Consider the following 24,478-nt stretch of genomic DNA (forward strand, 5'->3'; position numbering starts at 1 on the left):
TTATGGTTTTCTGGTATTGCGGGTAGGTGCTTCAGGAGGGCCTACACCAGGTAACCGAAATCTAAATAGGTACTTTTTAAGGGTTAAGCGAAAGTGGCCGACAGCGGCTTTTCAACAACCAGCTGATCAAGGTCCTTCGGGGGAGCCAGATTGCTCGTATCCAGTCCCAGTCCCTGCAATAGACCATTTCGCTTGCTGTCCAGTGTATTTATTTTATTGAGCTCCCCGGTTGCAGTGGGCGCCGCTCCCTTGTAGGAGGCAACCGAAGGGCAATCGAAAGCACCGGGTTGCTTATCGACTTCGAACTGCAGGTTCTTTTTCAACACCCATCGGGATTGACCCGGTGTTGGTGGCTTCGCCGGCCGGATTTCGAAACCCGCCAAAGCGTTTTCGATAAATTGCTGATCATTGACCTCTGCCTCCAGTTTATCCCCCCACATGGCACGCGGCATCCGTTTAAGGACCGGCGTGAAGGCAAAGTCACCATTTGCGTCCTCTCCGTCCCGCTTAATGGTGACCGACAGGCTGCTGCTATCCACCTTTGCGACGTCCATTGGCGCAAGGCCGAAGTCAGTGGTAGGCGTATTGTTCTGCGCCTTCGTTTTATCGCTTAAAGGCAAAAGGATCTGATGGCCGGAATCCACGAAGTAAAGCTGGTCATTCTTATTCCCGGTATTATTGAGCCCAAGATCATAGGTTTTTACCGGCACCTGTGAGTTGATCGTTAGGGTGGCATTTTTAGGATCAAGAATATAACGTTTGCCTTCCGAATTGCCTAGTGTCTCCTCCTTGATCAGGCCATTCGTTACGTTAGCCGTTACGATCTTGCTGTCATCCGGCAGGAAGGAAGATTTAAAGGCTTCCCACTTTAAAGGCTTCGGCTTGCCCGGGCCTTTGCCGAAGGAGATGGTGAAGGAAACGATGTAGTAATGAATGGTGGCCTTGCCCGAGAAATCCGGCCCCCAGACGTGCAGGTCGGCACCGAGTTGGAAAGTGATCGTACGCGTACCGAACGCCCAGAAGGTAAACGAAGCACCAATATTCACATACATGTGTGCATCGTAGAAGTAAGGCTGCCAGGAAACAATAAAGTCCGCCCCGACGATAAACCACGCTTTGATCGGCCCCAGGTGGAAGAGCGCCTGCAGGTTGCCACCCGCCATGAGGGCATGGGCGGTCAGTGCAAAGTACAAGCCCCCCTTGATGGAAAATTTATCGCTCACCTGCCAGTTGAAGCCCAGACGGGGCACCTTTGGGTAATAAGCAGGCGGGACAAAGCGGGGATGATACCCCCCCAGCGTGATCACAAAGTCTCCCGCGTGCGGCCCACCAAACCAGGCGTAAAAGGCAAAGCCGCCGGTCAGGTGGCAGGCGCGGGCAAAGAGGTAGGAGTTACTAGTCAGTTGCGCCTCAATGCTCAGTACCCCTTTATCCGGATTGAGGACCGCCCGTAACGCCAACTGTGCTTCCGCGATTGGGGGAACAGTCTGCGTGTCTTCAGGAGTGGGAATGGCCAGCGTGGACAGTCCCAGTACGTCTACTTCAAAGTGCTGCCCTAAGCTGACCGATACCATGGCAAAGGAGTCGAGCATCTCAAAAGAAGTGTAGCGGATACCTGCCGCCAGGAAGTACTCTTTGGGCTTGGGGTAAATGGCGGTACGCAAACTGGTGAGTTCCTTTTGCAGGTATTTCCGCCGACTTTGGGGGTCGTTGGCTGGTCCGGAGCCTGCACCATTGACGGCTTCGTTAACCAGTGGGAAGGTCGCAACCCCCGTGATCGGCGGTACCCGAATAGCCCGGTTGTAGCCGAAGCCCGCTGCCAGCCCGGTCACAAAGAAGAAGCTTGGCCCGCCCAGCGGATAATTCAGCACGGCGTAGATAAACAGGGAGTCTTGCCCGTTCACTTTGGCATAGGACCCAATTGCGGAGAGGTTAAAGATTTCCGCTTTAATCACGGCCATGCCATCGTACTCGTCATAGGGGCCACTGCTGTCGCGCAGGAAGGAGCCGCCGATTTCCACTGGCCCTTCGCTGAAGTCCAGCCCCAAGCCATTGAGGCTGAATGTTGGATCAAATTTGTTGATCGGGTTACCTACGCCCAGCCCATCGAGGGATAAAGTGAGGCCGGCGAGCGTAAGGCTGGCATCAAGGTAGCCCCAGATCATTTTATTCTTGTACTTGAAGCCTATGCGGTTGAATTGCACCGGGCCAACGGCTTGCTGTAGGTCGATCCAGGTGGCGTCGCCGCCGGGAGGCGGGGCAGTGCCGCCACCGCTACCGCCCTGCGGAGAAGCGTCTCCGGACTCACCCGAATTAGCCGCTCCGGTACTGCCGGTATTTGAAGTCGACGCCTGCGGCTGTGCCGCCTGCTTCCCCTTCGCCGGGGTACTGCCGGGCCTTGCCGGCAGGTTGATCTGCCAGGGGGCAAAGGAGCCGAGTAGGACGGTCGCTTTAAAGCCCAGGCCTTTGGCCAGCACGATGGCGGTATTGGGCGGAGCAGCGGGGCTGCCGCCGGCAGCGGGGTCGGTGCTGATGCCGTTGAGGGGTTGGTCGGGCAGGGTAGCTGGAGGGTTAAGGCTATTGACTGCCTGTACATCCACTTCGTCCAAATTTGTGTTGGCGTAGAGGAATTGGATGTCCTTAACTTCGAAATCCGCATCACCCAGCAGCTTGCCCACCAGTGGCAACCCTTTGAGGTCGACTTTCAGATCGAGATCGAGCCCGATCAGGGATTTAGGGTAAGGAGGTGTAGGTGTAGTTTTGTTCAGCCGGGCCACTAACGCATAATTGGGGGTGACGGCAACTGAAGGGATCAAGGTTTGAACGGACGGGTCATCAATCAGACTGCCGGCCAGTTTACCCAGATCAATACTGACGTTTTTCGTCTTAAAAGCTAACAGGCCAGAAGTCGTATTGGTCGATGCATCATTTTTTACATTCAGGTCCAGTTCGAATGCTTCGCCGGATACTTTAGCAATACCGGTGACGGTTAAGTAATAGCCCCCTTTCTTTTTGGGTTGCTGGACCTGCGGCTGGGCAACTCCGGTATTGGTGGTGCCTGGTGTGGTTTTACTAAGCACGATGGTCAGGCTGACATCTACATCCTTTCCGTATTTTATCTCACAGGTGAAGGTGAATTTGTCTTCCGAGGGGGCATTTTGTCCCTGGGCGGCCTTGCTGAAGGATAGGCCGAGCTCGGCGATTACAAGTTCGTGCAGTTGCTGGGGGAGGCTGAGGTCGGTGTCGAAGGTTTCAGCAATGGTATCTACCAGATCCCCCACGTTGATGTTTTTGGCACGGGAATCAAATTCCCAGGATTTAGCGCCGCTTGAGCTAGTCGTTAAATTGGCGGACACGTCAAGCTCAATTTTATTCTTTGTGCCCAATAGCAAAACGCACATGAAATTGCCGCTGATATTGGAGGTGCTGCCTTGCTTGTCCAAGCGGAAGCCTAGACCCAGGTATTTCAGCTCGAAGTTATCCCCCAGTTGCATGCTGGCAATACTGATCGCGAAGTAGAGACTATTCAGTTTTTTGGCCTTGGTATTCGAATCAATGTCAATATCCACTTCCAACATATCTATCGAAATGCGGGCATCTAAACTGAATCCATCAGGAAGTGATTTTTTAATCTCATCTCCTCCGATGGCCTCCATCAGGTCCTCTATGCTTGGCCCCAGGAATCTTTCCGTTGAGGCTTTACCGAAAGAGATTTTGTTTGGCGCAATGCGGATAAATAACGGTAAACGGAACGTTTTAATCACCAGATCAGCATCCAACTCAGCGGTGAGCGCAGTAGTTTTTCCGGCAAAACTTGCCATGATGCTAAACCGCAGATCCTCGATGGCAAAGGCATTTGGCACCAACTCCCATCCATCTGCGGAGACCGAAATACTAAAGAAGCTGACTTTACGAGCTTTGTTATTGTACATGATCCCTACCTGATCCAGCGCCAGACCTTTGGCTTTGGCGATGGAAGCCGGCAGCCAACTGGCAAGTTCTGGCACCTGGGCAATATCTGCCAGTTCCCGGAGGTCGGGAAGCGGATAGGGAGCCGGGAGCGCACTCTGAATGAAAACCGTATTGGGGGCAGCCGGGAAGCGGATCTGCATAGGCACAGCCGCCAGTTTATTACTCAGCTTCATGTTTCCGCTGATAATGCTGTAGAACTGAGGGGTGTCCTGCTCGTCGTTGCCCATCCACGTTATTTCAAGCTGCATTTGCTCCAGGCTGTAATTGCCCGACTTTTTGGCGCCAGAAAATGCAAAGGGAAGTGTTTTGCCAGATTTCCAAGGGCATTGGAAACTCACCACGAGTGGACCCTGACCGAGAACTGCGGCGATAGTGAAAGTGACGTCCAGGCCGGTCTCTCCCAATATATCTGCTTTTCCTTTTACAACCACCTTATTAGTCTGTCCGGGGGTTTCTAGCGTAGCCTGCCGAAGGGTTAAGGTCAACTGTGGCTGTTTCGGCTGGTTAATAAATTTGGCCAGGAATTTACTAAGACCATCCAAGCCAAGAGTGCTGTCACTGAGTTCCAACGATTGGCTCCCGCCGGGAATGAGCTTGTTGGTTATTGCTGTTTTTATAGTTGAAAAGGAAGCATTCATTGGAGGATTTTTTTGATCTGGAATTCATTCATCAGTTGGCTTATTGGACGTTGGTGAAGGTACTTTGCAGTGTAGCGGCAACTGGGGCGGGGTTGAGATCTAGGAGTTCGTCAAAGATGAAAATTCGGGTAAATGGATCAGTCGAACCGTCTGGAAATACGCGTTTTGGTTGAATAGAATCAACATTCGAACTATTGACATTGGGTATCTCTATAAATTGCCCTCCTTTGGCGATATTTTTATACGAGAGTTTTAGACCAGGAATTTGTCGTACACTGGCGCCTAACATTTTTTTTTGCAAGTCACTTTCAGGTTCGCCTTTTCCATCACTTTGAATTAAATAGCCTCCTCTTTTTGCAACCGTTGAGTTTGCATCGAAAGTTGCGCCACAAGAAACCAAAAGTTGCACATCAGCAAACTTTTCATCAAATAGATCAATTATGGAGTTTTTTAAACCCTCATTTAACAAAACATCTTTCTCTTTTACAATCTCACCTTGTTCTTTTTTAATATTGCTTAATTCTAATCCTAGTCTTTTCTTGCAGGCTTTCTCAACTTCTTCGGTAACATTGTATTTTAATCTTCCCTGTTGGTCAGCACAAATATTTAGTGCGAAATCAATACCCTGACAGTTGAAAAAGCCCTGACAATTTTTTAGTAGACTTTTTGGCTTTCGCCCCAAGAGAGTAAAAACTTCTTTAGAAATCTTGATAGCTTCTTTTTCTCGCTCAGCAGTGGGTGGGAGGTTGGTTGCCATATCATAAATCCCCCAGCTATACCTGTTTTTTTGTCCCCGCGGTATATCCATTCCCTCATCACTCTTGTGCACAAGGCTTAATAATTGGCCATTATGTACCGCCGGTGCCAAATTGTAAATTGTCCATTTTTCCCCTGTCTTTTTTCCCCATACAATACTCCCGGGCAGTATCAACCAAGATTTCAAAGCTGGGGTCTTGCTTTGTTGCAAAAGTGATTGTAGCATAGGTTTCACTTCTTTATTTAGCGAGTAGGGGTCGCCTTTTCTTCGAAAAAACCATTCCGGAGCGATAAATAACTTTAAAACCTCGGGGCCGTCCATACCCAATTCACCATTTGCTCGCTTTATCAGGCTAATCAAATAGTTTAATCTCTGAGTAATATCACCTTGAATAGGTTGACGCTTTTCATTTAATAGGACATCATCTAAAAAGGGCCCAAATGCTTCATCTTCTTGTTCGTAATATCGAACAGTTGGCGGTGCATAAATCACAACTCTCACAGGTGGTTTCGGCATAACAAAACGGATTAAGAATTAAAAAAAGCCTATATCTGCCAGGGCGGGCTGTTGTTTTGAGCCGCCCTGGGCTTATCTCCTTACCAGCAGGTAGTTAACCTCAATAGAGGGAGTCATTGTCATAATACGCCCTGCTTCGACCCCCCCCCTTTGCCAAAAAGTCCTGCTTCCGGCTGTCAGCAGCATACTCTTTTTTAAAAGCGGGAACGGCGATCAATTGCTTATAGGCCTGCTGTTTTAAGGCCGGAAGCTTAGTGGCGTCGAAGCGTTTCTTAAGAAATGAGGTTGCCATGAGTTCCTTTTTTGTAGAATGAAGAGGTACGGGTTGGGTAGCCGATCTTCCAAATAGCTGATAAAAAAGCTGGCTCCTTACATTATCTACCCGCGGCTGGTCAGCCTTTATCAGGGTTTAGCAAATAATTTATAGCTATTTGAAATTTGTAATTATCTGATCCTGCATATCCACCATCTCCTTGCGATAGAAAAAAGTATGGACTTCGAGAGAACTGATTGGCTGGTCTGTACCGAATTCAATTTGCAAATAGAGGTTTTTTTGATTAGCAGAAAAGAGTTCATTCGGAATGGATATTCTCATATTTCCACGACCGTTATTAAGCGGATCGTATCCATTAATATTGAAACCTCCAACCATACCCACGTAATCCTTGTGGGGGATACCGGTATCCACGTACATACTTAAATTAGTGCGGCCACTTCCGCTTCCGCCAGTAACAAATATTCTTTTATAAACAATGGGAGCTGTGTTTTTGACCTGGATTGTACCTCCTACGTTCAGGTTTTGACGCACCTCTGTACTTCCATTGATGTTGGCGCCGCCACCGATGGTGGCTTGTCCCCTAATGTTCGTATTTCCGGTATTGCTTTCGATCGTCAGGTTATTGGTGCTGCCGTTGGTAAATGCTATTGAAGTGCTGGGATTGGCATTGATTTCCAGGGAGTTGGCGCCCTCGCTGATCTGGTATTTACCTTTTTCGCCTAGCGTAATATAAGACGCAGGCTCCTGAGCTTGCTCGTATTGCTCGACATCAAGCAGGCTGAACAGATAGGGCGCTCTTTGTTTGGGCCCAGGTGTTAAATTCATATCCTGGAAGACGACACTACCGGGTAAGCTTTTGATCTCAAGAGCAAAATTGCCATCACCGCTTGGCACAGGTTTGAATAAAGCGTTATCACCAACTGAGGAGGGAGAAGTCCGAATGCATTTAGCTTGTGTATCGTAGGTGAGATAATACCTGTTACTAACCTTTTGCAGGCTGTAAAAGCCATTGCCTGCAGGGATAAGCTTAAACTGCCTATCCGTCCCTATTGCCTCACCCATTTTGAATTGATATAATGAAGCCATATCGGTTTTGACCGTAGCGATATTTTTGGCGGGATTCGAAAAAATAGCGTAGGCTTTATTGGGCTCAATCTGGGACACAAAATAGCTTTGCTTTTTTGAGGGTTCCTTGATCCATACGCCTCCGTTTACCGTGGTCTGCCCCTCCTCAAACGAGGCCACCTCCTTCCCATTCGCATACACCCCCACTTGCCCGTCCTTCCGGCTGGCGATGCCTGTGCTGCCGTCGCCATTTCTGAAGGCATAGCCCGCGTTGTTGTTTTCTCCCGGTTTTAGCGCACCTCCATTTGCCCGCAGGCCACCATTGACATTTAGCTTAGCGGCGTTGGTTTGGTTGGTGCCGATACCGACTTTTTGCTTGCCGATGTGGATGGGTGATTTCTGTATTTCTCCTATTTGCAATCCAAAGTTATTACAACCCCGGTTAGTGAGTTCGATAAAAACATTAGCAATAGTCGGCCCTGATGGCAGGTTAGACTTTAACCCTGATATGGTGATGGTGATGTATTCCTGAGGGCCTAAAGGGATGTCTTTGTTGGCTTCAAGCGTGATTTGACCTAATTCTGATTTTGCTAATGTTCCATCTACAGGTACCTTCGTTGTTGTAGCATTCCATGTTCCGGGGCTTCCGGTAATCTTGACGATACCCCGTTGAAAAAAGTTCTCGGTCGTAAGCGCATACGGCCGGTTATATTGATTGGCATCAGCTTGCTGATCATCGATATAGAACCGAAAGTGAAACTTGGTGCCCTTGTTAAATGTGATCTTATTTCCGTTCCGAGCCGAAGGATTTTTCTCTAATTTATTAAGTACAGTAAAGGTAAGCGTGTTATCCGAAACAGAGTCGTTCAACACCTGTGGCGCGCCTAGGAATTGCACTTTAATATTTTCATTATCAGGGCATTGTGCCTCTAGGGCAAATGCAGCTGCAAGAAAGAATACTATAAAAAAAGTAATCTTATTCATGGTACGTCTATTTTGATTCAGTTAAGTCGTTTTGCTTAGTTTAAGCCAGCCTTCCCGGATCTCCGGGCTGCCGGAAAAGGCAGCGGTGGCATCGAAGGGACTGATGTGGGTGCGTTCCAAAAGGTCTTCAATCGCGGGTTGATACCCCTGAAAATCCTTTTTCAGGGTAGCGGATGTCCGCTCATCAATTTGCACTACCCGGGCGGTATCGGTACCCAAGCTCTTAATCCAGCCACTGTCAATTAATTCTTTCCATAGTTGATCTACATCCAGCTCCTGATCAAATCGATTTTTTACATCTGATTTTCGCAGGATTCCAACTGTACCCATGGTTTTCCAGCTATTCCCATCTTTTTCCACCCACGACCAACCATAGCCTGGCTCGTTGGGTACGGATACGTGCATGCGTCCCGGCAGGGAAAGAATAGGTGTGGTAAGAAATGCGATTTCTATTTTCGATAGGGCTTGCTGGTATTGATCTGGTGGAATATTGATGTCTTTCACAGGAAGCATGCCGCAAGTGGCATGAACACTTCCTTTAGGATCAAGGAGCATGCTGACTTCCAGCGGTTGAGGCTGGCCCAGGGTCAAATTAAAGAGGAACACTCCTCCGTTTTCATCGTGGGTCATGATGTTACCCGATGGTTTCCCTTTCTCCACATCAAAACTCTGGGGCGCAAAAAAGGTATCTGGCTTGGCACCCTGAGGCAGAGCATCCGGTGGGGCGGTATCCACCCAATAGCCGATCAGCCCATCGTTGAGCTGCCGGTATTCGCCGAGTTGAAGCGGTATTTTCACCTGGTCAACCTTGAAGGAATTGCGCGGTAAAGAACCGGCAGCGACCTTGCCATTATTTGCTTTTTGGGCGGTTTGAAAATTAGACAGGTCGAGGCCGAAGTTTTCATGGTCATGAGCAACCGGGGCTCTCCCTTTATGCTCCAGGCTGACAGATGCCCTTACCAATGCAATGGGGCGCCCCATGAGCAAAGCCAGTCCATCGTGTTGGTTCCCTTTCTCAGGCTGAATGTTCTCCAGGCCTGTATCCAGTACGCTTATAAAATCGGGGATAGAACCGCTTTGGAGGCGCTGTACCATTTTTCTGAGATGGGGATTGCCAATGTCTTCGGGTTTCAGGGGAGATTCCAGGCCGGGAAAGACCTGCCATTGACCTGCCTCATCGATATAGCCGAGTGCCTGACCGTCTTGCTGGTATACCATTAGGCTGTTGTCCAGGTTGTTGGGCAACAGCCAGCCACAGACAGGGCTGGTGGCAGGGTGGCTGTTCATCTCGACCAGCGTTTTCGTTTGCGGGCCAGTATGTGCGGATAACCAGCGGAAATTGAGCCGGGTTGGCTGGGCAAATCTTGGCAGCAGCTTGATCGCCTTGGGGTCTGCGGTGGCCGTCATCGAGTGTGCGCGCACCAGCGCAGGGTTTTGCGGCGCGTTCTGGTTCAATAGCGGAAAGCACTGTCCAAAACTATTGACCAGGTTTATTTTATCGAGCGTGATACATCCAGCCCGAATAGGAGAAAAAGCACCGTTTTGTATGGGACTATACAGGTGTTTAGTTTTTACCTGGCTACGCACCTGGTCGGCAAAGCTTTTTACCTCTTTATGCGGACTGGCGATATTGAGCTGGTAAGATTGAGAAAGGCCAAGTAACGCCTGATTGAATCCACCCAGGGACTGGGACAATCCATGCTGCAGGCAGAGATTCTGATAAGCCTGGTAATCGAGTACCAGGTGGAGCATACGCCGCACTTTGGCCTGATACCAGTTGATCAGTGCATTGAAGTGTTCCCCAAGGTACTGGTCTTTACTGCTCGTTGCGGGCTGCTTAATCTCATTGAAAAAGCGATCTAAAGCATCAGTGCCGATTTCCTTTTTCAACCAGGGAATGAAAGCATCGTCATTTTGCAGAAAAAAGTCATATTGTTGGGTTTCGTCTGTTTTTTTAAGGTTGTAATAGGTTGTTTTTAACTGGGTATGCTCCTTCGCCCAGGCTACGAACTGGCCCGTATCCCCATCCGGTGCAGGAGCCCCTGTAAGTAACGGGTCCGCTTTAACAGCCGCCGCCGTTTGTTTCCAGTACCAACTTAAGATTCCCGGCAGTTGTCCGTCGCTGGTATCCGCCAGGCGCGCGCTGATCCAGTTGCTGATCTGCTGTTCGTCGCTTATCCGGGGGTAAGTGATATTTTTCGTTTGATGGGCCAGGGCTTGATCTGCCGGCTTGAGCTTTTGTACCCAGCTGGCAAACTGATCAATACTAAGTGAGGGTGTGCTTAAAGACCTTTTGACAGCTGCTACGATTTCAGGAACCAGTCTTCTGATTACCGCCTGTTTCGGCAGCAGGCTCCCGGAGGGCGTTAGCACAGCGCGGCTGATAAAAGGAAGTCTGTTGCCTAAAGAGTCAGCACCGGGGAGATCGGTAAAGTCAACGCTCTTGAGCTGATAATTATCCTCCAGATAGGAATTAAGGTATTGTGTTTCCTTCGATTGGTCATCGTACTTATGCTGAGGTTGTTGGAAGGAAAGGTCCCAATCCATGAAGAGCGGGTGCCAATCTTTACCTGAGCTGTTAAAACCAAAAGTGTCTGGGATTTCCTTAGAAAATGCTGCCACTTTGTTTTTCGCGGCTTTTATATCTACAGCAGACAGGGTCAGTTTGGTGATGTAGCTGGCCAACATGCCATCATTCCTAAGTCGGCCGTCAAAGCCGTGCTTAGGGCTGGGTTGTATTCCGGTAATCAGCAGACCAGGCTCTGTGGATTGCCAGTAACGAGGGGCGGCAATGGCCTGAAGCACATAGTTTTTTGAGGTGCCGAGGGCTTCCAGGGATGACGTTAGTTGCTGTTGTTGCTGGACTACTCGTTGCTGCAGATTTTTTAGGTTGCCCTGTAAGGCTTGAAGTTCCGTACCGATTTCCCATTCGATGAACTCCTGAATGTGCTGAGGGCTTTGTAAGGAATTGGTATCCGTATCATCCTTTCTTTTAGGGCTTGGATTAGAGTAGCTATCACCAGGGTTCTGGGATGAGTAGCTACCACCCGGATTTGAGGAGGAGTAGCTGTCACCCGGATTTTGGGAGGAGTAGCCACCACCAGTACCGCCATCGGAGTAGTCTCCATCAGGATCTTTGACGGCCTGGCTTCCACTGCTTTCGGATGCACTCTTTTCAGCTTCGTGTTTCTTGTCAATAAAAGTACACCAGTCCAAAAAAATCTCCTGCTGCAGCGATTCAATCTCAAAGTGGGTCTGGTCCAGCTCCTGCTGCAAAATATTCAGCGCATTGAGCTCATCGGCCAGATTATCGGGCAGGGTCACCTCTTCCGCTGCTTTCTTTGCATCGGCCTTTTTGATCTCCTTATTTTGGGGGCGCACCACCCAGATTGTCCCACCGGGTACCGCCTGAAAGCCTTTGGCATGGCGGGCTTCCTCAAACTTGGGGCCCAGGTCTTGCTGCTGATGCTGCAGGCTTGACTCCAGTTGGAGGGCCTCCAGGTAGTCTTCCACCAGGCCTTTTTCTTGAGTAGATATCTTCTCCGCCAGGAAGGCCGACATGGCCTCGGTCCCGGTATTGCCGATCGCCAGTCCTATTTTGGAGGGATCAGGTAAAGTATTGGGCTTAGGGTTAACCGTACCACGCGCATAGTACAGGGACTGGGCGGGCAGTTGCTGATCAATCAGGCTGTCCAGCTTCGTCCGGATAGCTTTTTCGGCTGCTTCGTTGGCTGGCCCCAGTGTATTACCCAGCTTAAGGGGCACGGTGCTTAGGGTACCGGAAGTGGCCGTTGGGCTATCCAGGGTGAGCCAGCCGTTGGCCATCATCAGCTTCCAGTTATCGGCACCGACATCGCTCTGTTTAACTGTTATGGGAAAGAACCACTGAAATTCTTCCGTCAAAGCTTCCAGTAATTGGATATTGGCGTATGGAGTAGGTTTGTTATCCAGAAAATCCTTCCTGAACAAGGCGTAGTAATCCAGGCCGGGGTCGCTGAAGAAGCCAAGCACCCCGTAGGCACGGGCGGCGCTCATGCTTTTCATTTCGGTATCGTAAAAGCCAAATACGCTGCGGCAATTCGGATAGAACGCAGCGAAGGAGGGTTCGCCATAGCCTACCGCTGTAAGGGGCGTGGGGAGGTAGTTGCCGGGCGTAGCTGCCGGAGGCGTGGTGCCTGCCTCGTAGTGGCGGCCCAGGAAGCCGTAATTCAGTAGGCCTGTGGCATCCGTCTCATTATGCAGGGGATAGGTAGTGTAGTTTTCTTTGAGTTGACTTTCGTCTTTGCCATCTACATGTGGCGATAGGTAGTCACTTTCCACCACCCACGTTTTTTCAATCGTTTTTCCATCAGCGGCGTAGCGGGACACCAGCCATCGGTTGGGTACTGTGGGAAAGCCCGGGTTGTCCAGCAGGGCGTTTACCGCGGGGAGTTGTTCAGGAGTGACGCCCGTAGGTGGTATCCGCCGGGCTTCCGTTTCTACAATTACCTTTCCTGTTTTTGAAGGAATGACCTCTTTAAGCCATTTGGCCTGTATCAGGCTATCCCATAGTGCATTTCCGGTTGCAACCCCAAATATATTATGGAAAGTATGCTGCTGCACCAGAGGTAAGCTCATCGTCTTGGTCAGTGCGTCCGGCAGGGCCCAGTGCAGATGGACACCTTGCTGCAGGGCATAGGATTCGTCAAAGGGACCAGCGGTCAGGTTTTCGCCCAGGTAGGATCTGTCGTCGTTACTGAGATTGGAAAAGTCAACCATAGGCCCGGCAACTTTCGCATCCGTTGCGAGGTATAAGCCGTCCAAGTGAATGGGGATCAGGGCAGAAAGGGAATTATTGGGCATTTCAATCAGGTTTCGATGAGCCAATGGTGTTTTGATCCGCTACCATTAATTGGGGGGAGACCAGTGTGAAGCGACTCTACGTTCTATGTCTGTTAGCAGTTCTTTAATCGTCTTTATACTATCCGCATTGCCATCCAGTGCCTGCAGCGCAGAGCCCTTCTTGATATCTACATGTTGCAAGGAGTTCTGCTCCAGCACGTTTTCAATATCCATAGTGACCAGTTCCAGGTCATCTTCATCGTCATTCAAATCCAGCTTATTACAGAATACGAAAAGGGGTTGCACCTTTTTTTCACCTGCTTTTTGTATGGCTTCCCGGGCATAATTCATGATGCCGTCAACTGCACCAATGACCACTATGGCTCCAGCTGTATTGCCAAGCAAGCTTAAACGCTCAGCCTGAGTAGGCATGTCCACAAATTTCAGGAACCGCTTACTGTCTTCACTTTTTTGCTTTTCCAATGCCTCGGTAAGGGTCGTTTTACCCTGTTGAGCATCGCCTTGTACGGTAAATTGCAGTGGGGAAAATGTAGTACCACTTAAGTCAGCCCCTGTGAAAGTTGTATCGTAAATAATAGCATTGCTGAGGTTGGCGCGATTGAGCTTTGCATTGGTGAAATCGATATGAGATAGGTTAGCGCCACTCAGGTTGGCACCTGTGAGCGTTGCCCCAGCGAGGTCGGCACGTCCTAGATTAGCATTTTTCAAATCAATGCCCTCCAGATCAGCACCATTCAGCTCTAGAAGGGTGACTAGATTGCGATTCTCCCGCCAAGCATTGATGGCGGCACTACCTTGTCTTACTAGTTGAAGATGCTCTGAATTTGCCATATTATTTTATCGTTTAAATGGTGAAAACACTCTGGTGACCGTAGGCTTATGATCGCGGGTTTTAGGTGTTTAAGTGATGCCATTAAGTCCTGAAAAGCACCCTTTTCACTTTTGATTACTAGACTTGAGCCAGGGTATCACCCGATGAAATGATACCCCTGGCTTCCTCGGTCACACTCTATTTGGCACAGTTGGAGAAAGTCCAAACAGATTCGTAATCCGGAGCTAATTCGTAACCCTTCATATTGCCATCTTCGATTACCGGGGTAAAGATCTGCTCTACCGCCACAGCACCTGATTTTTTGTCAATGACCAGCCCCTTTGTAAAATCAAAGGAAGAAATAATCCGGTAACCGGTAATAGCTTCTTCTTCATCAATCTGCCCTGCCCCTACATGCCAGGTCATTGCCTTTTCTTCCGGTATGGTCATTTTGTCTTTTTTATTGACCAGGGTAAGACCATTATCTTTATCGTAAGACAGGTACTGCTCCTTCTGCCCGGTCAACCGGATGTAATGGCCCTGTAACAGGTCCTCTTCGTCAACTGGTTCAAAAGCCCACTGCACAACCTTCTCGCAGTCCTTTTTGCAGAGCTTGACGGCAGAGGTCTTGCGCTTCGTATTCTTATCTGGAACAGCTCCCCGGTCAGCCTCTACGCTTTTCTTTTTCACCCGTTGGCCTGTCGGATTCAGGACCAGCGGAAGTTTTCCAGCCGATACGGTGCACCCGGGACTGCCTTCGTATGGCTTTTCTAATGCAATGATCGGTTTGTCAATGAGTTTGGCAATATCCACCTTCCGTGGGGCTTCCGCTGTGGACCTTGCACCTATTTCAAGGCTCTGACACAATATAATAGCGTTAAATTCTGCGGGAGGATTAAATCTCTTGTCACACAAGCATAGAGCAGGCCTGAAGGGCGAGCTACAATAATAATTGCCATATTCCAAGAGGTTATCGCATATGGTGGCACAAGTCAGTATCTCCCGATCCTGTTCTTCCTGGCCTTTAGCCTTGCTGTCCATACTCCGTTCGCGAGCCGGAGAGTACTGGCTTGTGATTAGTGATTGCAATTCCGTAGTCTCTGATTTACCAGCCGATGTTGCAGGCTCTTCGTTCGTTAGATACACAAAGGAAGCAAAAAGAAAGAGGGCTCCGATGAGTAAAAGTCCTGGTTTTATAAACTGATTTTTCATAATCGCTATCGTTTTGATGAATAAAATGATTGCTGGTTAATTCCTTTTGATTAAGGCATAGAGTATTAATTCCCAATGTAGACTATCCCCCAATAGGGGAAAAAAGGCCGACGCCATAGTTCAAAGCTGATCTTATAAAAATGGGGTGACTAGTCCATAGCTGTTTACCATCTAAAATGATGTGAACTGTTCCGGCGGTCATTCATCCGTTTAGTTGATCTCTATCATTCTTACACTGAAGTCCAGGCTCGTGCCTGTTACCTCGAAAACTGCCGTCCTTCCGTTATGGGCAAGTTGTAGTTTTTCTGTTGCCAGGCGCTCTTGCCCCATCGCCGCCCTGACACGTAGCGTCACTTCTGCCCCCTCCGGAAAGCCAGCTTCGGAAAGATCTGACAGCCAGGTGCTTTGTAAAGGGAGGTCACCACTGCAAAGTGTTTGGTAATCTCCCCCCTCCAGCTCAAAGGACAGTACAAACCAAGAATTATTAATACACTTGATGTGTTGTACCGCCTTCATGTAAGGTTAGGTTTTGGGTGTATTTCAGACCTTAGCTTTGCCGGTGTTGTGGTAATTTCAAGATCACTCCCAAGGTAAAGAGGAGTATTCTGGTTTTTAGGGACAGATTCAGCATGATATTTCAAAAAAAAGAGGATATTCAACATCATAATCTTTGATTATCCTTTATTTAAAAGCATTTAGCCGGTCAATAGCTATCGCCAATATTTCAAAAAAGACTCAAATGGAGAAAAGTAAGCTGACCGCATTATTGCGATCTGTAAAGTCAAAAGAGCTGGGCTGGCTATCCAAGTGGGTGCGCTCGCCTTATTACAATTCCAACCCGCTGATTGTGGAGCTTTTTGACTATATGCGGAAATACGCCCCTGCTTTCGATTCCCCAAAGCTCTCAAAGGAAGTGGTATCTGAGCATCTTTTCCCGGGGAAGCCCTACGATAATCAACGCTTGCAGTTGGTAATGCATCGGTTATCTAATCTTGTGGAGGAATTTCTGGTGGGGCAGCGCCTCAAGCGGGACCGGCTACTGTATCAGCAGCTGTTGCAGGAAGAGCTGGGAGAACGCGGGCCTTACGATTTATTCGTGAAGCAGAATGAGAAACTGGGCAGGCAGCTGGAGCAGCGCCCCTACCACGATGAGCATTACTACCTGGCGAAGTGGAGACAGCAGCACGACCACTTCTTTCACCCCCGCTCCGCTCGTTACCGTTTTACTGCGGATCAGCTGGAAGCTATGATGCAAAACCTGGATGCGTTCTATGTGCTATCAAAGATGAGGTACAGCACTGAACTGCGCAACCGGCAAAATATCTTGCCCGAAGCCTACGAGATTGCCCTGCTGGAAGAAAGCATAGAGCTGGCAGAACAGCATCCGGTATTCAAAACGGACCGGGTGTTTCAGACTTACCGGAACATACTCGCCCTGATGGCACAGCCGGAGGACGAAAGCACCTACCAGCAACTGGAAAACATTGCCCATCGTCATCTTCACATATTGCACCCCAAAGATCAGTCGGCCCTGCTCCGCTATCTGATCAATACAAGCATCCAATTGTACAATAAAGGCAAACAGGAATACCTAAGGCGGCAGTTTCAGCTCTATCAGGTTGGGCTGGACCAAGCACTCTTCCTCGATGAGGACCGCATATCAGCAACGACCTTTTTAAATATTATAGTAACTGCTTCGGTATTGAAGGAACTGGATTGGATCGAAAACTTTATAGCTAAATATGCTTCCAAACTACCCGCTAATCAGCAGGTAGATGCGGTGAGTCTGGGCACTGCTTATTGGTACTTTGCCGGAGGCGAATATACAGCTGCTAATGATTTGCTGCGGCAGGTGGAGTCCTCTGACTTGCAGTATCAGCTAAGGGTCAGGTCGCTATCGCTTCGAAGCTTCTTCGAGCTGTTTTTGCAGGATGAGACCTACTACGAGCTGCTGACCCACGAGGCTAGCGCTTTTCGGAAATTTCTGCGCCGCAATCCCAAAATAACTGAACAGCGGGCAGCGGGTTACCTCTATCTGGCGGCTTTCCTCCGCAAACTATCCCGCCTAAGTATCAACCGGCAACTGACGCCCGGTAAGCTATCCGAGCTTCAAAAATCGCTGGAAGCAGAAGACGCCGTCGTCGCCAGGCAATGGCTGCGTGAAAAGCTACTGCAGCTTGCTTAGCCATCCATAATATCCTCTGTAACAGTGGGTATGTAAATACAGGACTGTGGGGTCGGGGTACGTTTCATAACGAAAGGGGTTTTAGGTGGTGGGGCCAAATGGCTGGGAAAGGCCATGAGGCTACAGCAGGTATTTCCTCAGTATTAGGGCATGAAATACTATTCCAAGTATGGGGAAACTGTGAATTTTTTAGCTAATATGATTTACTGAGTTTTATAGTCTGCCAACCCGAGATTGGGGAATACGAACCTGGCAGACTCTGGTACTCCTAGCCTGGACTATTTTATAGCCCCGTATCCTTCGCCAGCCCAAAGGAATATCCTAGTACACTGTGTAATAAATTTTTAAACATTTTGAAGGGCTCTTTTTCCTTCACTCTTCGTTGCGTGCTCGCCTTCGTAGCTTAGGCTACGAGGCTCCGCAGCGCCTTGATTAAGGCAAAAATACCCTCGTTCAAAATACTCACTTACCTATTACACAGTGTACTAGTGCCTCAAGCTATAAATTCTTGACACCACAAGTATCAGAGATCTATGACTTGAGCCACTAGTCTTAGGCGTGACCTACTAAATCATTATGGCCCAACAGTACAATTGACGATTGAGGAGCCTTCAGGATACCTATATACATTCCATAACATAGATAGGTCACAGCTACTACAAGAACCGGAATAAAGAAAATTTGTAGTTATAACTACATACGCGTCGCCACCGACACAAATTTTTAACGATTGAGGATGGAATGCAGCGCATTGGCCGCACGCCGAAACATAATCGTCATGGTCATAGCTTCTTTCTACAATCACTTCCCCATTTTTTACCGACTTAATATAATCAACGATCTGCTCTTCCGTCCAGTTGGGCGCCTCTGCCGGTAAGGAGAATCCCTCAGAGAATTGCAGTTCCCTATCACCAAGCTCTAAATGGGTAGTTGGCACGAGTACTTCTGCAGCCTCTTCTTTTGCACAACTGGAAAGGGAGAAACCTGCAAAAAGCAGAAGTGCTAAAGCGGGAATAAAATTCAATACTTTCATGGTAAATGTTTTTTTAAAATTTTGATCAAGTAAAAAACTGATGGGACAAAGATGAGGGCAGGCTCACCATTACCGTTAGTCAAATGCGTTCAAAAAGCCGTCAATCCGTTGCATCAGGTCAAAAAAGAACCGTCAATCCGTTGCATCAGCGGATCGAAATAAGATTGTAAGCTACTGATAAACAAGTAATTGTTGGTTGCATCAAGTAGTGCCCAAATCGTTTTCATGATGGATAAGTTTTGTAGAACCTTTCCTTAGATGAGTTCTTTGTTTGCTGCTTGATTTGCAGCAGTCGGCAAAGGTTACCCCTACTCATCAAAAAAAAGCTAACCATCACGAAGAGGCAGGTAAAACAATTACTTGCTGATTGAACTAGGAAGGTTACCAAACAGCTCCTGGTAAGATTTGGAAAAATGGGAAACGTTCCTGTAGCCGACTTCCAGTGCTACTTCAGAAATATTTAAATCGGACGTTTCCAACAGCACTTTGGCTCTGTTCAACCGGTAATTCCGGATGAATTCGGAGGGAGAGGCACCGGTCAGGGCTTTTAGTTTGCGATAGAGCTGAGAGCGGCTCATACCAACTTTCTGGCATAGCTGCGGCAGACCAAAATCTTCGTCTACATAGTGGGCCTCAATTATACCGCGCACTTTGCCAATAAAGGCATCTTCTATCTCTATGGCTTCGGGTCCCAGTGTTGACAAAGCCTCATCTGATTTATCCGCTTTGTGGCCGGAGAAATAAGCGGCCAGCCGTTTTTGCCGTTCAATAAGCATGGACAGGCGTAAAAGCAGTTCTTCCCGGTCAAAAGGTTTAGCCAGGTAGGCATCTGCCCCACGGCGCAGCCCGGCAATTTTGGAAGCGGCATCAGCCTTTGCGGTTAGCAGGATAATGGGGATATGGCTGGTACGGTCGTCATTTTTCAGCGTATCGCATACCTCGAAGCCGTTTTTTTCGGGCATCATCACATCACTGATGACGAGGTCCGGGATTTGATTTGTAGCCATTTCAATACCTATGCGGCCATTGTAGGCAATACTCAGGCGGTACAAATGCCCAAGACAGCTTTTTAGGTAAGTCACCACATCCGGATTGTCCTCTACAATCAGGACTTCGGGCTGTGCTGTATTTTGCTGCTGCCGGATTGTACCCTCCTGGTCGGTCTGTGAAGTAAGCGCAGGGATGGAGGCCGCCGTAACATCATCCATCAAAACGGCAGACCCGGTCAGGGGCTGGGCAGGAGTAACCATCCCTGCTTCATTACGAACGGGAAGCAAGATAGTAAACCGGGTACCCTCCCCCGGCTGACTTACCACTTCAATTTCCCCTTCCATCAGGCGTACCAGTTCCTGGGTATGAGCCAGCCCGATCCCAGTGCCTTCTCCAGCTCGGGTATCAGAATCGTCTGCCTGATAAAAACGATTAAAAATATGCGGTAGCTTTTCCGGAGCAATCCCAATCCCGGTATCAGCCACCTCTATTTGCAGTTGGTGGCCCTGTTGCCCTACTTTTACACGAATTTCTCCACCTGAAGGGGTGAACTTGATCGCATTGGAAATCAAGTTCGTAACGACCTGCTTGAGTTGCTCCGGATCATAATCCATCACTTTGACCTCCAGATTGGTAAAAAAGAGTAGAGACAGATTATGACTGTTAGCATACGTCTGAAAGGACTCCACCAGGTAGCGGAGGTACGGCACAATATCGCTCTGTTGAGGCTTGAGCTTCAGGCCGCCACTTTCCAGCCTGGACAAATCGAGCAGCTGATTAACCAGCTTCAACAGACTCCGGCCATTATTTTCAATAAGTGCAAGTCCCTTATCCATATCCGCTTTAGGAGACTTTTTGATCTGGCTTGCCATCCCAAGTATGACGGTCAGCGGGGTACGAAACTCATGCGTCAGGTTCGTATAGAGGCGGCTTTTGAAGCTATCCAGCTCTTTGAGCTTGTCCGCCTCGACTTTTTCGAGCATGAGTTTAGTCTGTAAGGCTTGTTTCCTGAGCTCGTTGTGCCGGAGATAGTAAAGTGCGGCCGCTATGATAAGGGCATACAATAGGTAGGCCCACCAGGTTGCCCACCAGGGCGCGTGCACAATGACCTGAACAGCCAGTTGATTAGGGTGCCACTGCCCGTGGCTGTCCCGGGCCTTTACCCGAAAGGTATATTCTCCCGCCGGCAGGCTGCTGAACCGGGTAAAGCTGAATTTGGAAGGCGCAGACCAGTGCTCTTCGTACCCTTCCATCCGGTAGCTGTAGGTTACCTCCTCCGGGTTGCGGTAGTCCGTGAGGGCGTACTCAAAGGTGAAGGAACGATGCCAGTAGCGCAGGTGGATGGCGGGCTCCTGCCCAAAGTTATATCGCCTGATGGTCGTATCCTTTTGTTCGTCCACGTACTCGAAGGCATTCAGGACAACCCCAGCCGTTTCATTGCGCTGTTGCTGGCTGAGCAGCAGTTCTTCGGGATAGAAAGCAGTAATCCCCTGCAAACCACCAAAGTACATACGCCCGTCCTTTGCTTTGAAATAAGACTTCCGGTTGAACTCATTATGCGATAGCCCATCCTCTTCAAAGAAACTCATAAAGGATTCATCAGCAATTCGAAAACGGGATAAGCCGTGATTGGTACTTAGCCAAAGTGCTGAATCCCCCTCAGACAGCATCCCGCAGACATAGTTATTAGCCAGCCCGTCAGCTGTGGTGAAACGCTTTACAGCACCGCTTTCCAGCTGCAGGCTCAGCAAGCCGGCATCGGTAGCCAGCCAGAGCAGCCCAGGCGCTGTTTCCTCAATGGCAAAAATATGAGCAACGGCAAAACCTTTGTTGCCAGGGCTGTACCATTTTTGTTGCTGAGTATCCGGTTTGTAGTGCAGTAGCTGCCCATTATTGCTGATGAACACCGCTCCACTCCACCGCCCTACCTGTATGGCTTCCGTTACATACTCGCCTTTTTTGGGCAGTTCCAATACTTTTTCCCATCTTAATTGTCCGTTAAAGCTATCCAAATAAAAAAGCTCGTGCTCGAGGACCCACCACAGCGGCCCCTCTTTCCCTTTCGCGAACAGCCCTTCTTCCTGAAAGGTATTCCTGGCTCCCGGAACTGCACGAATCACTTCCGTTTCCGGGTTCATAAGCTGGCCGTGATTTAGCCAAAGCCCGTGCTCATCTGCATGTAAATCAGAGGGCAGTGGAAGACGGTAATCGTCGGGAGAGAAAAGAGCCGTTACTTTTTGTCGCCCCGGATTGATGCGGGCAATACCGTGGTAATAAGCAGCAAATAAATCACCATCCGGGCTTTCCGCCATTCCCCGAAAACTGCAAAATCCATTGCATGCCCCCAATGGCTCACTCAGGTATTGATCAAAAGCTTGTTCGGGAAGGGACACCCTCAAAAGGCCCAGGCGGGTCATTACCCATACGGTACCGGTGTTGTCTATGAATGGAAATAGGACATCATTAACATTAGGCAATCTCTTTTTCAGGGCAGCGCTGAAGTCGATCAGGGTATCCTCTGCCGCATCATAATAGGCTAAGGTCCGGTCAGGTCCGCAAAGCCAGAGGCTTCCATCCGAAAGAGGCCGCCCAGCAGTAAGGTAAGGATCGTAGTGGCGCAGATGTCGGGTGACGGGGTGAGGGGTTGCTCTCTCTGTTTCCAGATTCAAATTGAATACGAGGTACGCCTCCGGTGTTGACTTCAGGGCAACTAGGTCTCCATTTTCTGCCCGGGCAATATGCATAAATACTTCCCCTTCGGCAGAGAGTCGCTGAAGAGTGTCCGGCTCCTTTGCCCGATCCGGCAGGTACCTTTCGATGGTACGCTGATAGAGCAATAACTGACCATCCGGAAGCAGTGCGAAATATTTGCCAGGTGGAAAGGGTATATTTTTATGAAGCCGCTTACCAAACTGCTGCCCGTTGAATGTGTAGACATCCAGTACCTGTTCGTCCTCTGAATACAGCACAACCCCGTAGTCTCCGTTTTCGAGCGGGTAGGAATTCTTTAAAACCGTTTTACGGCCTTCCAGCCTCGGAGCAGGGAAAGACTGCCATACTCCACTATTGGGCTCGAACAAATAAAGGCGGGAATGGCTGAGTAGTAACAGCAGGGAATCCTGTAAACGGTACAGAGCAACCAACTCATCCCTTTTCCCGGAGGTTTCAGCAGGAGGCGTATACACTACAAAGTTGCGCCCGTCAAACCGGTGCAGCTTGTAATCATTCAGTATCCATAAAAAGCCCCGCTCATCCTGTGTTACTCCATGCGTAAGGCTTCCGGACAACCCATCAGCTGTGGTGTAAAACCGGAAATCGGCCGTTTGGGTGGATGCCCAAAGCGGGAGAAGCAGCAAAAGGAATAAGCCTTTACGGATCATTGCGGTCTGTTGTGTTCCCTTATCTATTTGTCCAGGGGGGACAGGGTGACCATGATAAGGAGCCACAAATTACAAAAGTCTTTCTGAAACATCCCTTTCAGCCCGTCAGGATAGCGTCTGAATTGGCACTGCAATCACCGGTTTACACACCCAAAGCCAGGCATATCTTTGGTTGTCAGGCTGCAACATGGCTTTACAAGCGCGTATTCACAATATTATTAAGTGTAGACCCGAAGGTATAGCTCAGCCCCAGTCCGGTGCTTGCTGCAAAGTCCGTCGCGATCTGCCGCTGCTGCAGCAGGATGTCCTCTACTGAAGTGTCGCCCTGTGGCAGATTGATCTGATCGCTGACCAGGTCGAAATTAGCAGACAACCGAAGCGCCAGCCCTTCGTACAGCCGTACGGCTATCCAGTTGTCGAACTCTACCCGGTTTTTGGACATGTCGTGCAGGAAAGAAGAGGCCTGCAAAGTGGTAAAAATATCGCCCCAGGGCTGACGGAAGCGCAGCTGAATATCCAGAGAGTGGTTCAACAGGTTTTCCTCTATCTGCCCGAAAACCGTACGCTCAAAATACTGCTGATGCTGAAAGCCAATCCGGTAGGCAAAAGTGATTTCCCGGCGCAGAACCTCCTCGTAAGGGAAGATATTATATTCCACGGCAGGATGAAAGCTATACGCCTGCGCGATATTGTTGAAGGTACTTTGGCGTATTCCGCTAAACACGCCGGTAGACCAGTGATCAGTGATACTTTTAACAATACTACCCGACAGAAACTTCCATTTTCGAACACTAACCAGTATTTCATCATCGCTCTCAAACTGGTTTTCAGCGTGGCTAATCTGCCCGTCAATCCGCACCCGCCAGGCATCCGTAACCCGGTCTATATCTACACCCAAGTCCACGCTAAATTCTTCACGGGTAGATTCCTTGTAAAGCCGACCGTTGCCCGCAACTTCAAAAATCCAATAATCCCAAGGGGCTTCTTCTTCCACAGCACCTGAGGTATCCGCCCCGTCTGGTACGTTAACCGAAAAATCGATATGACTGGCCAGCTCAGAATTGATTAAATAATGGAGCAACCCTTGATTCACCGTTTTCAGTAATCCATCCCGGACCTCTGAATTGGTCATATTGGGGTTAGACTCGAACTTGAGTTCATGCTCCAACCCCTCAAATGCCCCCTGACCTTTGAAGTTGAGGGTAAAAGAGCGGCCACCTGCACCGGTCCAGATATCAAAAATAAACAACTGAATATTGGCCTGACCCTGATCGCGCACGTGGTCCAGATAGGTGATTTCCTGCACCAGATAGTTACGGTCGCAGTTGCAGTCTATGAAGAGCTTAAGACGGTCCTGAGATTGCCCCGGCAATACGGAGGGAATAACGAACGCAAGGCAAAGCAGTGCTATAAGGAAGTTGGGTTTTGGGTAAGCTCTGCCAAAGATTTTGAAAATGTGGGTAGTTTCTGCGGTTCTGTTGTCGTGCATGATTGAAAGTAAGGTGGTTTTGGTGCTTGAATCAAATTGTCCTGTGCTGTAAGTTATTAAGATTTCTTATTAAGTTTAACAACTAAACGGGTTTAGTTGTTGATTTGACAAAATGCTGTAACTCGAAGAGAACACTTCGGAAGCGTTGTGCTAACTTTTTAGATTTAAATGAGGCCAGCCCACTCTTAATCTCCTCTTAACACCACAGCCCATTTCACTTAACAATTGGTATCTACCTTTGGGTATCAATTCGCTAGTTACCCTGCCGGGAAGTATACCCTGTATGCACAGCAGGTTACACAACAACAATTTTCCTGATCTAAGTCG

General features: G+C 49.0%; 12 protein-coding genes. 1 reads left to right on the plus strand and 11 read right to left on the minus strand.

Annotation, left to right across the window (positions count from 1 at the left end; translation table 11 throughout):
* Window positions 1-83: 83 nt before the first annotated feature.
* From MRY86_RS04290 to MRY86_RS04325, 8 genes are all read right to left on the minus strand, one after another.
* Window positions 84-4,610: a DUF6603 domain-containing protein gene (locus MRY86_RS04290; protein ID WP_293567267.1), complete on the minus strand. Its 4,527-nt coding sequence runs from the start codon at window positions 4,608-4,610 to the stop codon at window positions 84-86.
* Window positions 4,611-4,650: 40 nt separating this feature from the next.
* Window positions 4,651-5,883, minus strand: coding sequence for a hypothetical protein (locus MRY86_RS04295; protein ID WP_293567268.1), 1,233 nt, complete (start codon window positions 5,881-5,883; stop codon window positions 4,651-4,653).
* 100 nt (window positions 5,884-5,983) lie between these two features.
* Entirely contained in the window at window positions 5,984-6,175 is a 192-nt protein-coding gene (locus MRY86_RS04300; protein ID WP_293567269.1) for a hypothetical protein, read from the minus strand.
* A gap of 135 nt (window positions 6,176-6,310) precedes the next feature.
* Entirely contained in the window at window positions 6,311-8,209 is a 1,899-nt protein-coding gene (locus tag MRY86_RS04305) for a hypothetical protein (RefSeq protein ID WP_293567270.1), read from the minus strand.
* 21 nt (window positions 8,210-8,230) lie between these two features.
* Window positions 8,231-13,051, minus strand: coding sequence for a hypothetical protein (locus MRY86_RS04310; protein WP_293567271.1), 4,821 nt, complete (start codon window positions 13,049-13,051; stop codon window positions 8,231-8,233).
* 45 nt (window positions 13,052-13,096) lie between these two features.
* Window positions 13,097-13,882: a pentapeptide repeat-containing protein gene (locus tag MRY86_RS04315; protein ID WP_293567272.1), complete on the minus strand. Its 786-nt coding sequence runs from the start codon at window positions 13,880-13,882 to the stop codon at window positions 13,097-13,099.
* Window positions 13,883-14,060: 178 nt separating this feature from the next.
* Window positions 14,061-15,074 carry a hypothetical protein gene (locus MRY86_RS04320; protein WP_293567273.1) on the minus strand — a complete coding sequence of 338 codons (1,014 nt, stop codon included), beginning with the start codon at window positions 15,072-15,074 and terminating at the stop codon, window positions 14,061-14,063.
* 210 nt (window positions 15,075-15,284) lie between these two features.
* Entirely contained in the window at window positions 15,285-15,590 is a 306-nt protein-coding gene (locus tag MRY86_RS04325; protein ID WP_293567274.1) for a hypothetical protein, read from the minus strand.
* Between the two features lie 223 nt (window positions 15,591-15,813).
* On the opposite strand from MRY86_RS04325, the gene MRY86_RS04330 reads away from it, so the two are divergent.
* On the plus strand, window positions 15,814-17,259 hold the full coding sequence (locus MRY86_RS04330) for a hypothetical protein (protein WP_293567275.1): 1,446 nt from the start codon (window positions 15,814-15,816) through the stop codon (window positions 17,257-17,259).
* A gap of 574 nt (window positions 17,260-17,833) precedes the next feature.
* Here the strand turns inward: MRY86_RS04330 and MRY86_RS04335 are convergent.
* The 3 genes from MRY86_RS04335 to MRY86_RS04345 form a co-directional block, all read right to left on the minus strand.
* Window positions 17,834-18,292 (minus strand): hypothetical protein, encoded by a 459-nt coding sequence (locus tag MRY86_RS04335; protein ID WP_293567276.1) that lies wholly within the window; start codon window positions 18,290-18,292, stop codon window positions 17,834-17,836.
* Between the two features lie 356 nt (window positions 18,293-18,648).
* Entirely contained in the window at window positions 18,649-22,662 is a 4,014-nt protein-coding gene (locus tag MRY86_RS04340; protein WP_293567277.1) for an ATP-binding protein, read from the minus strand.
* Window positions 22,663-22,855: 193 nt separating this feature from the next.
* A complete protein-coding gene (locus MRY86_RS04345) occupies window positions 22,856-24,151 on the minus strand; it encodes a hypothetical protein (RefSeq protein ID WP_293567278.1) in 1,296 nt (431 codons plus the stop codon).
* Between the last annotated feature and the right edge of the window lie 327 nt (window positions 24,152-24,478).

The organism is Phaeodactylibacter sp. (assembly GCF_022763345.1).
Classification (GTDB): Bacteria; Bacteroidota; Bacteroidia; order Chitinophagales; family Saprospiraceae; genus Phaeodactylibacter.

What these genes read in the sequence shown, in the direction of transcription:
- MRY86_RS04290 (WP_293567267.1), bottom strand. Translation starts at nt 4,610, where the DNA reads ATGAATGCTTCCTTTTCAACTATAAAAACAGCAATAACCAACAAGCTC.
- MRY86_RS04295 (WP_293567268.1), bottom strand. Translation starts at nt 5,883, where the DNA reads ATGCCGAAACCACCTGTGAGAGTTGTGATTTATGCACCGCCAACTGTT.
- MRY86_RS04300 (WP_293567269.1), bottom strand. Translation starts at nt 6,175, where the DNA reads ATGGCAACCTCATTTCTTAAGAAACGCTTCGACGCCACTAAGCTTCCG.
- MRY86_RS04305 (WP_293567270.1), bottom strand. Translation starts at nt 8,209, where the DNA reads ATGAATAAGATTACTTTTTTTATAGTATTCTTTCTTGCAGCTGCATTT.
- MRY86_RS04310 (WP_293567271.1), bottom strand. Translation starts at nt 13,051, where the DNA reads ATGCCCAATAATTCCCTTTCTGCCCTGATCCCCATTCACTTGGACGGC.
- MRY86_RS04315 (WP_293567272.1), bottom strand. Translation starts at nt 13,882, where the DNA reads ATGGCAAATTCAGAGCATCTTCAACTAGTAAGACAAGGTAGTGCCGCC.
- MRY86_RS04320 (WP_293567273.1), bottom strand. Translation starts at nt 15,074, where the DNA reads ATGAAAAATCAGTTTATAAAACCAGGACTTTTACTCATCGGAGCCCTC.
- MRY86_RS04325 (WP_293567274.1), bottom strand. Translation starts at nt 15,590, where the DNA reads ATGAAGGCGGTACAACACATCAAGTGTATTAATAATTCTTGGTTTGTA.
- MRY86_RS04330 (WP_293567275.1), top strand. Translation starts at nt 15,814, where the DNA reads ATGGAGAAAAGTAAGCTGACCGCATTATTGCGATCTGTAAAGTCAAAA.
- MRY86_RS04335 (WP_293567276.1), bottom strand. Translation starts at nt 18,292, where the DNA reads ATGAAAGTATTGAATTTTATTCCCGCTTTAGCACTTCTGCTTTTTGCA.
- MRY86_RS04340 (WP_293567277.1), bottom strand. Translation starts at nt 22,662, where the DNA reads ATGATCCGTAAAGGCTTATTCCTTTTGCTGCTTCTCCCGCTTTGGGCA.
- MRY86_RS04345 (WP_293567278.1), bottom strand. Translation starts at nt 24,151, where the DNA reads ATGCACGACAACAGAACCGCAGAAACTACCCACATTTTCAAAATCTTT.